The sequence below is a fragment of the Edaphobacter sp. FHG110511_03 genome (assembly GCF_059115365.1).
The window spans coordinates 2065303-2077314 of the sequence record NZ_JBZYWL010000001.1; the positions used below are offsets into that span (position 1 = coordinate 2065303).

Annotated in this window: 11 protein-coding genes; 2 read left to right on the plus strand and 9 right to left on the minus strand. The window is 59.3% G+C overall.

Annotation, left to right across the window (positions count from 1 at the left end; all coding sequences use genetic code 11):
• Positions 1 to 49: 49 nt before the first annotated feature.
• Both AC5S26_RS08365 and AC5S26_RS08370 read right to left on the minus strand, forming a co-directional pair.
• Positions 50 to 2779, minus strand: a complete 2730-nt coding sequence (locus AC5S26_RS08365) for a TonB-dependent receptor (protein ID WP_494184389.1) — start codon at positions 2777 to 2779, stop codon at positions 50 to 52.
• A 128-nt stretch (positions 2780 to 2907) separates the two neighbouring features.
• Positions 2908 to 3258: a hypothetical protein gene (locus AC5S26_RS08370; protein WP_494184390.1), complete on the minus strand. Its 351-nt coding sequence runs from the start codon at positions 3256 to 3258 to the stop codon at positions 2908 to 2910.
• A gap of 125 nt (positions 3259 to 3383) precedes the next feature.
• Between AC5S26_RS08370 and AC5S26_RS08375 the strand changes: the two genes are divergently transcribed.
• Entirely contained in the window at positions 3384 to 4448 is a 1065-nt protein-coding gene (locus AC5S26_RS08375) for a hypothetical protein (RefSeq protein ID WP_494184391.1), read from the plus strand.
• A 123-nt stretch (positions 4449 to 4571) separates the two neighbouring features.
• On the opposite strand, the gene AC5S26_RS08380 is transcribed toward AC5S26_RS08375, so the two are convergent.
• The 7 genes from AC5S26_RS08380 to AC5S26_RS08410 form a co-directional block, all read right to left on the minus strand.
• A complete protein-coding gene (locus tag AC5S26_RS08380) occupies positions 4572 to 5654 on the minus strand; it encodes a diguanylate cyclase domain-containing protein (protein ID WP_494184392.1) in 1083 nt (360 codons plus the stop codon).
• Positions 5655 to 5760: 106 nt separating this feature from the next.
• A complete protein-coding gene (gene moaA, locus AC5S26_RS08385) occupies positions 5761 to 6855 on the minus strand; it encodes a GTP 3',8-cyclase MoaA (RefSeq protein WP_494184393.1) in 1095 nt (364 codons plus the stop codon).
• A gap of 163 nt (positions 6856 to 7018) precedes the next feature.
• Positions 7019 to 7990: an electron transfer flavoprotein subunit alpha/FixB family protein gene (locus AC5S26_RS08390; RefSeq protein WP_494184394.1), complete on the minus strand. Its 972-nt coding sequence runs from the start codon at positions 7988 to 7990 to the stop codon at positions 7019 to 7021.
• Positions 7987 to 8754, minus strand: a complete 768-nt coding sequence (locus AC5S26_RS08395; RefSeq protein ID WP_494184395.1) for an electron transfer flavoprotein subunit beta/FixA family protein — start codon at positions 8752 to 8754, stop codon at positions 7987 to 7989. Before AC5S26_RS08395 ends, AC5S26_RS08390 begins: the two co-directional genes overlap by 4 nt.
• Positions 8751 to 10781: a (Fe-S)-binding protein gene (locus AC5S26_RS08400; RefSeq protein ID WP_494184396.1), complete on the minus strand. Its 2031-nt coding sequence runs from the start codon at positions 10779 to 10781 to the stop codon at positions 8751 to 8753. The genes AC5S26_RS08395 and AC5S26_RS08400 overlap by 4 nt, the downstream gene beginning before the upstream one ends.
• Before the next feature lie 99 nt (positions 10782 to 10880).
• Complete coding sequence (locus AC5S26_RS08405; protein WP_494184397.1) at positions 10881 to 11165, minus strand: hypothetical protein; 285 nt, start codon at positions 11163 to 11165, stop codon at positions 10881 to 10883.
• Between the two features lie 236 nt (positions 11166 to 11401).
• Entirely contained in the window at positions 11402 to 11674 is a 273-nt protein-coding gene (locus AC5S26_RS08410) for a hypothetical protein (RefSeq protein WP_494184398.1), read from the minus strand.
• A 144-nt stretch (positions 11675 to 11818) separates the two neighbouring features.
• On the opposite strand from AC5S26_RS08410, the gene AC5S26_RS08415 reads away from it, so the two are divergent.
• A complete protein-coding gene (locus AC5S26_RS08415) occupies positions 11819 to 12001 on the plus strand; it encodes a hypothetical protein (protein WP_494184399.1) in 183 nt (60 codons plus the stop codon).
• Positions 12002 to 12012 lie beyond the last annotated feature (11 nt).

The following is a 12012-nucleotide window of genomic DNA, read 5'->3' on the forward strand; positions in this document are numbered from 1 at the left end:
AAGCAGCAGGGCGCGGAGTGATGCTTGCCGCGCCCTGCGAAAAGGCGTTTTAGAAGCTGTAGCTGATCTCTCCTGTGATCGCTCGTGGGGTGACGTAGTGCGTTCCCGAAAACGTCGAGAGGAAGTTATACAGTGCGTATTTGTTGGTCAGGTTGACGGCGGTAACCCGAAGACCGACCTTGTGCTTATCGCCATGGAAGAGGTTGTCCTCACCAAGTGCGATATCGAACAGACTGCGCTGCTGAACGCGGGGCGGATTGTGATCGTCGTCTTCTGTTCCGGGGGCGGGAATGTTGAGCAACGACGAAGTGAGTTGTGATGCGAGGCAAACGCCGCCGGGTATCGCGCTTGTAGGCGTTGCTTTTATGCCACCGCAGGCGAGGCCAGCCTGGAACTGTTGGTCGGCCGTGAGGCTGGAGAGGTCGATCGCCGGCTGGCCGTTGATGGTGAGCGGGTTGCCGTTCGGGTCGAAGGAGAAGCCTGCGCATCCGCTATTGGGATCGGTGGTGTTGTAGCAGGGAGTTGCGCCTGCCACGAGTCCACTGTCGTAGCGCCAGTTGAAGCCGAGCCAGGCGCTCTTGCGGAAGGGCAGGTTGTACTGCAGGTGCGCTGTCTCGTTGAAGCGCTCGTCGTGGTCGATGCGGAAGGGGGAGTTTGAACCGGGAGTTCCGGGGGTTGCACCCACTCCGCCGACCTGCGGATTGAAGAAGCGCGCGGCGACCGAGGACATGACGACGAAGGCGCTGATGCCGTGCGTCTCAGGGACATTGGCGCGCAGGGCGAAGCCGGGGATCTTCGAGTTCTTCCATTCGATGGGGAAGGTGATGGGGGTAGCCCCGAAGACCGAGAAGTCGTAGGCATTGTGCGTGTACTTCCAGATGTACTCGGCGCTGACGACGAGGTGCTTGCTGAAGGCCTGCTGGAAGCCGGCGTGGAACTCGTTGCGCATGCCGGGGTTGAAGGGCGCGGGCGTGCAGGCGCCGAGGGTTTCGAAGATTCCCTGGATGACGGGGTCGTAGCATCCGTTCGTCGAGAGGACGAGGTTCTCGTTGAAGGGAGTCTCCTGCACACGGGCGTAGGAGACGCGGAGGACGGTGTTGGTCTTCTTGATGTTGTAGGAGATGCCGACGCGGGGCTCGATCATGCGCTGAATGGCGAGGCCGTTATAGAGGTCGCCGCGGATGCCGAGGTTCAGCAGCCAGTTACCTTTGGTGATCTGGTCCTGGGCGTAGAGCGCGAGCTGCTTGACGTCAGTTTGTCCGCGCCAGAAGTAGTTGGTTCCGCCGCGGGTGAGATCGAACGGGAGCAGAACGGGATTGAAGGCGCCGTTGGCAGCAAGGCCCGCGCCAGTGCACTGTGCCGGATCGTTGAAGCCATTCACCGGAGCACCGTCGGCATCCACGCACGGGGCATTCAGTGCGGGATCGACAAGGCCGGTGTGAAGGTTCTCGCGGAGAAAAGTCTGCTGGTATAAGGCTCCGACCTTCACATTATGAATGCCCTTCACCCAGGTGACGTCGGAGTGTGCGCCGGTGTTGGTCAGCGTGCGGTACTGCTGCACGGTTTCCTGCTGAATGGAGCCAAGATCGGCCAACGGGTTGTTGCTGGGGATGTAGTTGTAGCCGTCTCGGCGGACAAAAACGCCGAGATTGGCGACGGTATTGGGGTTGACGATGTGCGTCCATGTAGGCGCGATGTTGTAGGTCTCGATCTTGGAGCGCTGGTCGGTGGGGCCGACGGAGTTGCCGAACTGGTCGAAGACATTCATTGTGTCGAAGGTGTTCGGCGTCTGGAACCAGGACCGTGTGTACTGCAGGTTGGTGTGCAGCGAGTCGGCATCGGTGAATTGAAAGTCGACGCGGTCGAAGACGTTCTGCTGGTTGCCCTTGTCATGCAGGGTCTGGAACTCGGGGCCGTCGAGGAAGCGTCCGGTGTTCAGGCCGCTGACTGCGACGAAGTTGCCCCAGCGCTGTCCTCCGTAGGCGAGGTTGGCATCGAGGCTGGAGGTTCCGAAGGTTCCGTAGTCGAAGGCGATGGAGCCGTGCGGCGAGGTGATGCCTTGTCCGGAGCGCGTGGTGGCTTTGATGACGAGGCTAGTCTTGTCGCCGAACTCCGCAGGTGGAGCGCCGCCGATCACCTCGAGCGACTGAATTGCGTCTGAAGGTACCTGATTGGAGAAGACCTTGCTCTGCTGGTCGGTAATGGGCTGGCCGTCGATGGAGAAGGAGTTCTCCGCATGATCGCCGAGGCCGTGGAAGAGACCATTCGAGTCGGCTGCAACTCCCGGTGACGACAGTGTGACGATGGAGCTGAGCGAGGAGGACTGGCTCTCGACGGGCATGCGGTCGATAGTCGAACGATCGACGTCGGTGTGGAAGGTCGAATCGTTCTCGATCAGGTCAGACCCGCTCTCTACCGTCACCGTGGACGCTGACCCGGCCACAGTGAGCTGAACCGGAACGACGATCGGCACGATCGCGTTGATGTCGATAGCCTTCGAGGAGGGACCGAAGCCCTCTGCCGTTACGTTGACGCGATAGGGATTGAAGGGAACGTTATAGAAACGAAATTGTCCGGAGTCGTCGCTTGTCGCCGTGCGGGTGTAGCCGCTCACGTGATTGGTGAGCGTGACTTTGGCACCGGGAACGACCGCTCCCGAGGGATCGGTAACGGTTCCGGAGACGGTGCCGGAGTTGCTTTGATAAGCGTGAGCCCAAGGCTGAAGCACGGTAAAGAAGAGAAGCAGAGCTACGAGAATTTGGAGGACGGGCCTGCGCATGAGAGAAAAACTCCTGTCGAACCTGAGAAGAAAAAAGGCGTTCGGATGTGACGCCGCTACGTGTGACAGGTAGGCAAAATGGTTCGGAGTTAAGATCGTTTTCCGGAACTTCAATACCACCTGCAGGACTATGCGTTGTCCTGGACAGGCGGAGGACGGCTGGCCATCTCGAAGCGCCACCGGAAGATGCGCTCAGCCTCGGCTGCTACCGAGTCCAGCCGCTGGATGGAAAGCGTTGGTTCCGGTGTAAAGTGCTGTGGCGTCGCAAGCGCCGAGTGCATAGCCACGCAAAGCGGGCAGTGATCGTCTGGAGCAGGACTATTGTGATGGGGGCCTTGCTTCAGGGCAGAGAACTCAGCATGAGTATGCGAGACCTGGGCCGTGCTCATCGCGCAGACGACCAGAACGCAGACCAGCGCAAGGACCTGCAGCCATACAGGTCGGCGCTCTCGCAGTCCGAGTTGGAATAGTGTGCGCATTAAGAACGTCTCTTCCTGTTTAGCACAGCAGGTCCACAATGCCAAAATCTGCATCTGCGTGCTCGTTTTGCACGGCGGACGCGCGTCTAATGAATCGCTGGCACTACACTGTGGAATCAGGTGCTATGGGTAAGACGAAGCGAGTGAGCGCAAAGTTCCTTATTTTGTTTCTTTTTGCGGCCCTGCCGGTGGGAGATTTAGGGCTTGTCGCCCAGTCAAACCAGCAGAAGCCGCTCCCTTCCGCGGATGCGACGACCCCTCGTCGCACCCGCCTGATCTTGAAGGACGGAAGTTACCAGCTGGTCATGAGTTACCGCATCGTGGGCGATCGGGTTCGCTACGTCTCGGCCGAGCGTGGCGGGGTGGAGGAGGAGATCCCAGCCTCCCTGGTCGACTTTGACGCCACGCAACGCTGGGAGAAGAGCCATACGCAGGCAGCCGATTCGCAAAGCCCGGGAACGGCCCCCGCAATCGACCCTGAGCTGTTGAAGGAAGAGGCAGATCGAGCCGCGATGACACCGGAGGTTGCAACTGACCTGCGTCTGCCCGAGATGGACAATGTACTGGCGTTCGATACCTTTCGGGATCAGCCGCAGCTGGTCCCACTGCCGCAGTCCGATGGCGAGTTGAACCACAATACCGGGCACAACATCTTGAAGGCAGCGGTCAATCCTCTCTCAAGCCCGCATCAGCTGGTGCAGTTGAAGGGTGAGCGCTCGATGGTCCAACTGCACGTCGACAGGCCTGTGATCTATATACGCCTTGGTGAGGCGATTGTGCCCAGCGGTAGTGCGCCGCTCACCGTGGACACACATGGGGCTTCCACTGCGATGAAGGACAAACCCGGCGATCCCGCGGCAAGCCGCTATGTGATCGTGCGGGCGGATGTGCGGACCGGCTCTCGCATCGTCGCGTCCTTCAAGCTCGGCCTGTTGGGCGGCGTGCAGCAGCAGGAGGATGTCGTGGAAACATCGGTCGAGGTTCTTCCCGGGGGCCATTGGATGAAGCTGACGCCGCGCCAGTCGCTCGCGTTCGGCGAATACGCTCTGTTGGAAGTGCTTTCGGATCGTGAGGTGAACCTGGGTGTGTGGGACTTTGGGGTTCATCCAACAGCCCCGGCGAATCGCGATGCGATTCTTCCGCAACCGAAACGCCCCTTCGCGCTCTCTCCGCGACGTCCGGATCAGTAATCATCCGAAGCTATTTACGCGGCACCTTGGGTCTCGCGAAGAAAACGGTAATTTGATTTGAACGATCGAGAGGATCCCGCGACAGGGAAAGACCCATTCATTCATAAAATGGCTTAGTGGGAATCAACGCGATGAGCGAATGACGGTTGGCACTTTCACGCGTTCTACCAGAAGCCCGCGCCCTGCGACCGCCACATTATCGCGCGTGGTCTTTGCCTCGTACATCATCTCGTCGGCCGCGCGAAGGATGGCCTGAACAGTGCTTCCATCTTCCGGGAAGGTTGCGAGACCGAAGCTACCCGACAGGCTAAGTGACAGGCCGGCTCCCTCGAGGAAACGGGTGCGGCGCAGATCTTCGCACAGGGCAAGCGTCGAACCGGTAGCGGCAGCCTTGCCCATTCCCGGCAGCAGAGCTACGAACTCGTCGCCGCCATAACGGAACGCTGCGTTGGCGGGGCCAAGTGAGCGCCGCATCAGATTGCCGACCTCGGCGAGCAGGCGGCTCCCGATCAGGTGGCCGTGGGTATCGTTGACGGACTTGAAGCGGTCGAGATCGACGAACATCAAGCTGAACTCCTTGCGCTTCGCCACCTGCTCTTCGAGCATGGTGTAGAGATGTCGCGCGTTGAACAGTCCCGTGCAATCGTCGGTAATCGTGAGCTCCTGGATCAGCGTCATCGATCGGGCATTCTGAATGGCGATTGCCGCGTAGTCGCAGAGGATACGCAGGAACGAGATGGAGTACTCCGAAAGCAGGTCGAGCTTGCTGTTCAGGAGCTGGATCACACCGAGCGTCTTGTCTCCAGAACGTACGGGAACGCAGGCGATGGACTGGATATTCAGATCCGGATGCTTTGCGGAGAAGGCAGCCCAGTGAGGATCGAGCTTCACGTCCGGTACGATGAGCGGGTTACCTGTAGAAGCGACCCAGCCCGCGACTCCTTCTCCCATAGGCACGCGAAGCCCGCGGAGGGTCTCGGCATTTTCCCCCACGGCGATAGCGTAGTAGAGCTGGTCGTTTTTCTCGTCCACCATCAGCATGGACCAGCGCTCGGGGCCGAAGAACTGCGCCATCTTGTTCATGATCGCGCTGAGAATCTCCTCGAGCTCGAGGCTCGCCGTCAGCGCGCGTGCCACATCATGGAACACCCGCAGGTGATCCATCTGGCGGCTATCAATCACCTCGAACTGGCGTCGGTCTTTCAAACACGTCCTTACGGTTCAAGCAGCTGTTTTACTCCCAGGACAGCGTGCGATCCGAAGGAGCCCCAAGGATGTCTTCTACTGCGACACCCCAAGCGGAGAAAAGTTTTCATCCACCGATGTGGACCATATTTCGCGAAGGCTTCTCGAAACCGGGTTCACCGATGTGATGGCGTTCCTCTTTTTGCATGACAACTTTCCGTATATACGCGGAAAGCTCCTCATCGGTTCCACCGCGCAGCATCTTCTGATAAAGATCATGGTCGCTCTGCGAAAACAGGCATGTGCGGAGCTTGCCGTCGGAGGTAATCCGGATGCGGCTGCAGTGTCCGCAGAAGGGATGGGAGACCGGGGCGATAATGCCGATTTCGCCCACGCCATCCTCGAAGGTAAATCGCCGGGCCGTCTCGCTGGCGGTGTGACGCGGAAGCTCCTTCAGGGGGCGATAGGCGTTGAGCCGGTCGATGATCTCGTCCATGGGGACGACGGTTTCGGGCCGCCAGCTGCGGTCTTCCTCAAGAGGCATGAACTCGATGAAACGCACGATCACTCCCTCGCGGCGCGAGAACTCCGCAAAAGCTTCGATCTGGTGATCGTTGAATCCGCGCAGCAGAACACAATTCACCTTGACCGGCCCTAATCCAACGTCCGTCGCTTTGCGTACCCCGCCAAGCACGCGGTCGAAGCTGCGGGGTACCCGCGTGATCGCCGCAAAGGTCTCGGGGTCGACCGCATCCATGCTCACGGTAACGCGACCCAGGCCCGCGTCTTTGAGGGGCTTCGCCAGGGAGTCCAATAGATGACCATTTGTGGTCAGAGCAAGATCGAGCGGCTGGCCGACCTGGGTTGGCGTTCCATCGGAAAGAAATGCAGTGCGCAGAGTGGAGAGCTCGCGAACCATCTCAACGATGCCGGAGCGAAGCAGAGGCTCGCCCCCTGTGAGGCGTACCTTCTCCACCCCCAGTGAGACCAGGATGCGAACCATCCGGAGATAATCTTCGGCGGCAAGCTCGCTGTATTGCACGCCTTCGTTGCCGGTGCGGCAATACACGCACCGATAATTGCAGCGGTCTGTGATGGAGAGGCGCAGATCCGTGATGGCACGGCCAAATCGATCGCGCAGGCGCTCCTGCTCGACACGGTCGATCAACATCGCAGCCGCGGTCTCATCGCTGATCGGCAAGGGTGGGGAGATAGTCGCCATGGCCCTCTTCTTCAATACCATTCGATGCGCGTGGCCAAAAAGGGAAACAAGTGAGGCAGAGCCTTAGTATAGATGCCCCCGGAAAAAATGCCAGAGAATAGCACAGGCGCAGAATTGGGACGGCATATCCATACCATCCGTTCGGAAATTCGCTACGCCGGGTTTAGGCTTTCGCGGCTTGAATCGCTTTAGTCAGCTCCGGGACGATCTCGAAAAGATCTCCGACAACGCCATAGTCGGCAACCTCGAAGATCGGGGCATTCTCGTCCTTGTTGATGGCGATCACTGCCTTGGAGCCTTTCATGCCGACCAGGTGCTGAATGGCTCCGGAGATCCCGACAGCAACATAAAGCTTGGGCGACACCGTCTGCCCGGAGCTTCCAACCTGCCGCTCCATCGGCAGCCAGCCGTTGTCGCAGATCGGCCGCGAGGCAGCCAGCTCGGCGCCTAGCGCGGAGGCAAGTTCTTCAACGATGCCAAGATTGTCCTGCTCTCCGATGCCGCGTCCCACAGAGACGATGACCGGCGCTGAGGAGAGATCCACTGTTTGGGCCGACTCTCGGAAGAGCTCTCCCGGTTTGCTGCGGAGCTGTTCTGCGGACAACTGCGGGGCAAAATTCTCGACCGCCGATGTGCCCTCTTCGACAGCGTCGGCACGGAACGTTCCCGCCTGCACCGAAACGAAGCATGGGCCGGAGGCAGTGTGGCGGTAGTCGGCGTTAAGCTTTCCCTGCAGCAGCTGGCGCACAAAGACAGGGCCATCATGGATCGCGATGACGTCGCTAATGAGCACCTGCTGAAAACGGGTAGCAAGTGCAGGCGCGAAGTCTCGTACCTGGTAGGTGTGAGGAAAGAGCACGAAGGCCGGTGCGCTTTGCTTAATCAGTTGTTCGATCACCGCGACATAGCCATCGGCGGTGTAAGCCTTTAGAAGATCGTGTTGCGCAGCATGGATCTTCGCCAGCTTTTTGGATGCAAGCTCCGACGCGAGCGAATCGATGCCCGCGCCGAGGACAACGGCGGAGCACTCCACACCTAGTTTGGCTGCCAGCTGCTGAGCGGCGGCAAGGGCCTCGAAGCTCATGCGATTCCACGCACCGCTGCGCTGTTCCATCACGACAAGAACTCCGCTCATAACACCCTCACCTCAAACTTCAGCTTCTCAACAATCTTTGCCGCGACCTCTGCCGGTGAGCCGGTGAGCATCTCGGTCTTCTTTTGTTTCTCCGGTAGGTAGACGCGCTCGAGCGCGATCGAAGGTACGCCGGAAGAGGCTGCGGCGGGCACTGTCTTCAGCTCCTTCGTCTTGGCCTTCTTGATTCCCATCAGGGTTGCGTAACGCAGCTTGTTGCCACCGGATTGAATGGTGAGCAGCGCAGGAAGCGGCATCTCTACGTGCTGGAACCAGCCATCCTCCAGTTCACGCTTTACCTTCAGGCCCGAGCCCGTAGCTTCGACCTGCATGATGATGGTCGCGTGCGGGATGCCGAGCAGCTCGGCAAGAACAACTCCCGTCTGTCCCAGTCCGAGATCGTCGGACTGCAGACCGGTGAGGATAAGGTCGGGAGACTCGGCCTTGATCGCATCGGCGAGAATCTGCGCGATGCCAAACGTATCGCGCGAGCCCAGGTCGTCGATCTCGATATGAATCGCGCGATCGGCTCCCTTCGCCAGTGCCTCGCGCAAGGTACTTTGCACGCGTTCAGGACCGGCGCAGACCACGACGACCTCGCCGGTACCGTTCTTCTCTTTCAACTGCAGCGCCTCTTCGAGAGCGTAGGCGTCGGGCTCGTTGATGGTGTAGTTCAGGTCGCCCTCATCGATCCACTTGCCGTCCGCGGCAATATGGATCGGCGCATCGCGCTCGGGAACCTGTTTGATGGCTACGACAATCTTCACTGCACTCCTCCTGAGATGGGTGGCAAGGTCTCACTCTTAGGTTGCGATGCGGGCAAGGCGCGTGCGGTCAGCTGCGCAATATCGAGCAGCTGTGGCGGAGCCTCGCTGACCGCCGTCAGCGCATCGCGAAACATCGTATTGCAGAATGGACACGCCGTTCCGACGATCTGCGCTCCTGTACCTGCGAGCTCCTTCGCGCGAACATGGCTGACGCGCTCTCCCTTTTCTTCGCCGAGAAAGGCCAGGCCGCCTCCTGCTCCACAGCAGAAGCTGCGTTCATGCGATCGCGGAGCCTCGACCAGCGTGCCCGCTTGCGCGACGACTGCGCGCGGCTCTTCGTACACGTCTTGATAGCGGCCCAGGTAGCAGGGATCGTGATAGACGATGCTCTCGCCGCTCTGCTTCGGCAGCTTGTCCTTGTAGCGGGCCATAAACTCGGAGTGGTGCTCGATCTCAGGGGCGATTCCGAACTCGCGCCAGTCCGTCGCGATGGTGCGGACGCAATGCGGGCAGATGGCGACGATCTTCTGAACCTTCGCGGTCTCGAAGGCTTTCAGCCCGCTCTCGGCCAGCGTCTGGAAGACGAGATCGTTGCCCAGCCTTCGCGCCGGATCGCCGGTGCACTTTTCTTTCTTCAGCACGCCGAAGCTGGTTCCGAGATACCGCATGACGCTGGCGAAATCGGCGATGATCTCACGACCCTTGGGATCGTAGCCTCCCATGCAGCCCAGCCAGAGACAATACTCCTGGCTGCCGTCGAAGATCGGGAAGGCCTGCTTCTGGATAAATTTGTCGCGCTCGGTCGCGCTCAGGCCCAATGCGTTGCCGTTCTTTTCCAGAGCAAGGAAGAGCTTGGTGCCGTAGTTGTCTTCCCATGCGCCGGTATTCGTAGCTCCCCGACGCAGGCCCACAATCATCGGAACATGCTGAATCCCGACGGGACACTGAAACTCGCAGCTCCCGCAGGTGGTGCACTCGAAGGCAGCCTCCATGCTGAGATACTTCGCCGGCGGGTTATCAGGCGATGCGATGCGCGATTCGCTCAACAGTGGTGTGTCGGATGCCGGACCAAACTCGTTCAGATAGCTTCGCAGCCCGAGGATGATCTCCTTCGGGTTGAGCACCTTTCCCGTCGTCGCTGCAGGGCAGTGCTCGGTGCAGCGGCCGCACTCCACGCAGCTATAGGTCTGCAGCGAGACAAGCCGGGTCACATCCTTGCCGGCGACCAGACCGAAATCTTCGTCTCCGGTCAGCGGCGGAATCTGTGAGAAGCCACCGTTCTTGAGAAAGACGGTTATCGGGCTGAGCACCAGGTGCAGATGCTTCGTGTGCGGAATCAGTGGAAGAAAGGCCAGCAGGGTAAGGGTGTGGGTCCACCAGAGAGACTTCGCCGCAGCGCTTCCCGCGTCCACAAAGAATGCGGCCAGGTAGCTGACCATCAGGAGGAAGATAAGAAAGGCGATGACACCGGACTCATACGAAACTTTCTGGCCGAGCCAGACCGGACGTACGAAGAATCTTCGGATAAAAAGACCAGCGATCGAGATTGCAACCAACAGCGCCCAGGCAGCGGCAAAGAGGAAGTAGAAGCTGCCTATCAAACTGGCGGGCGGAAGAAAGCCGATTCCGAAACCGAGGGCCAGGTGGTTCAGGCTGACCAGGGCGAAGGCAAGAAAGCCCCAGAAGACGAACGCATGGGCGAGGCCAGGCAGAGGCCGCTGCTGGATGACCTTGCCCTGGCAGAGAACCTCCCAGAAGAAGTCCCACACGCGGCGTCCGATCGGTTGAAGGGAGAAGCCAGGGTCTTTTCGAGATCGAAGAATCGTCTTGAGGATCGGGTCAAAACGCCAGAAAAAAAGTCCTGCAGAGACCAGAATGCCAGCTATCAGCAGCACTGACTCAAGTGTGGTGAAGTGGCTGGGTTCGGCCAGGGTGGCCGAAAGGTTGAATCCCTGTGACTGGAAAAAGAGACTCGCACCCGCAAGAGAACGGGTCCATGCCGCCAACCGAAGCGCCCCAGCAACCATCCGAACCTGTCCGCGGGGGAAACGTCCTAAGACGCATCACCCGCTCTTTCGAACAATCTTCCGAGGCCGCCCGAGCTGCCTACTAAAATCGTGAGCTTTTTAGTAGCTGATGAACTCGGTGGAGCCACGGCGAAGACGAACACCCGCCATAAGGAAGAACACGGACAGTATGCCCGTGATGGCATCCCAGTAGACCATGGGGTGCGCCATGCCCGGCGAAAGTGTGAAGTCCTGCCCGGCCCAGAGCGTTACCAGAGAAAACACGATGAGGCATTGGAAGCCGATGACGAGAAACAGCTGGCCGCGACGGCGGCGTTTATCCAGAAGTTCGACCTCGTCGGGGGTCAGGTTCCGTTCTTCTACGGGCAGCAGCGTGTTAGCCATGATTCCTTTTTCGTCTCCCTGCGTGTTGTTGCGGTTCAAGGAAGGCACCGTCGAGGCGGCAGCTTCAAATCCATTAAAACATAGCTGCCCTGCATTCTTCCCATTCCCGCAAAATCAGACAGGTCTTCGTCCAGCAGGCGAAAGCATAGCTGAATGGTCATTCATTCGTAAAGTAAACCTTCGAAATTTAATCTTCGCGGACATTCACTTCTTGGAATTGCCCTTCGCCGAGTTCCTTAGATAAAGGCCACCGACTGAATTCCAGCGACGTCAAACCGCTTCCGGCAGCGAACATTCTTGCAGCCGACCATGTCGTCGCGACGCACCATGTAGCTCTGTGCCTTGGCGAAGCGGGCGCGATCGCGATCGTCGGCGCCGCGGGGCAACTGGTTCTTCTTTCTGCGAACGATCCAGCCCAGTTCATACTCCCCCTGCTGTCCGCAGTGAGGGCAGGTCATCGTGTGGGTCCGTTGTTCCGGACGCTCATCGAAAAAGTCACGCTCTTCCATCCAGCACCTCTTGGTCTGCGGCTGGATTTTTAAGGAGCCGCATCCTTCGTGCGATCCAGCGGTTACCGGACCATAAGTACAAGAGTATTGCATAATCGCAAAGAGCCTCACAGACGTTCCGGTGAAGGCCCACGGTGCAGGGAGATGAAGAAAGCGAAGAAGCAGATTTTTTCCACGGTGAAAGCGGTCAAGTCCAACGCGCGCGACCGCGTCGGCACTCCGCCGCCCGAGCGCGTCCTGCCCGACCCAAAGCAGAAGCGTGCCGAAAACCCGAAACACAAAGAAACCCTTGCAGATCTTATCCGGGAAGCAAAAGAAGAAGCGTAAAAGAGGAGACG

Excerpts from the sequence above, each read along its gene's own strand:
- AC5S26_RS08365 (WP_494184389.1), bottom strand. The coding sequence starts at position 2,779 with ATGCGCAGGCCCGTCCTCCAAATTCTCGTAGCTCTGCTTCTCTTCTTT.
- AC5S26_RS08370 (WP_494184390.1), bottom strand. The coding sequence starts at position 3,258 with ATGCGCACACTATTCCAACTCGGACTGCGAGAGCGCCGACCTGTATGG.
- AC5S26_RS08375 (WP_494184391.1), top strand. The coding sequence starts at position 3,384 with ATGGGTAAGACGAAGCGAGTGAGCGCAAAGTTCCTTATTTTGTTTCTT.
- moaA (WP_494184393.1), bottom strand. The coding sequence starts at position 6,855 with ATGGCGACTATCTCCCCACCCTTGCCGATCAGCGATGAGACCGCGGCT.
- AC5S26_RS08390 (WP_494184394.1), bottom strand. The coding sequence starts at position 7,990 with ATGAGCGGAGTTCTTGTCGTGATGGAACAGCGCAGCGGTGCGTGGAAT.
- AC5S26_RS08400 (WP_494184396.1), bottom strand. The coding sequence starts at position 10,781 with ATGGTTGCTGGGGCGCTTCGGTTGGCGGCATGGACCCGTTCTCTTGCG.
- AC5S26_RS08405 (WP_494184397.1), bottom strand. The coding sequence starts at position 11,165 with ATGGCTAACACGCTGCTGCCCGTAGAAGAACGGAACCTGACCCCCGAC.
- AC5S26_RS08410 (WP_494184398.1), bottom strand. The coding sequence starts at position 11,674 with ATGGAAGAGCGTGACTTTTTCGATGAGCGTCCGGAACAACGGACCCAC.
- AC5S26_RS08415 (WP_494184399.1), top strand. The coding sequence starts at position 11,819 with ATGAAGAAAGCGAAGAAGCAGATTTTTTCCACGGTGAAAGCGGTCAAG.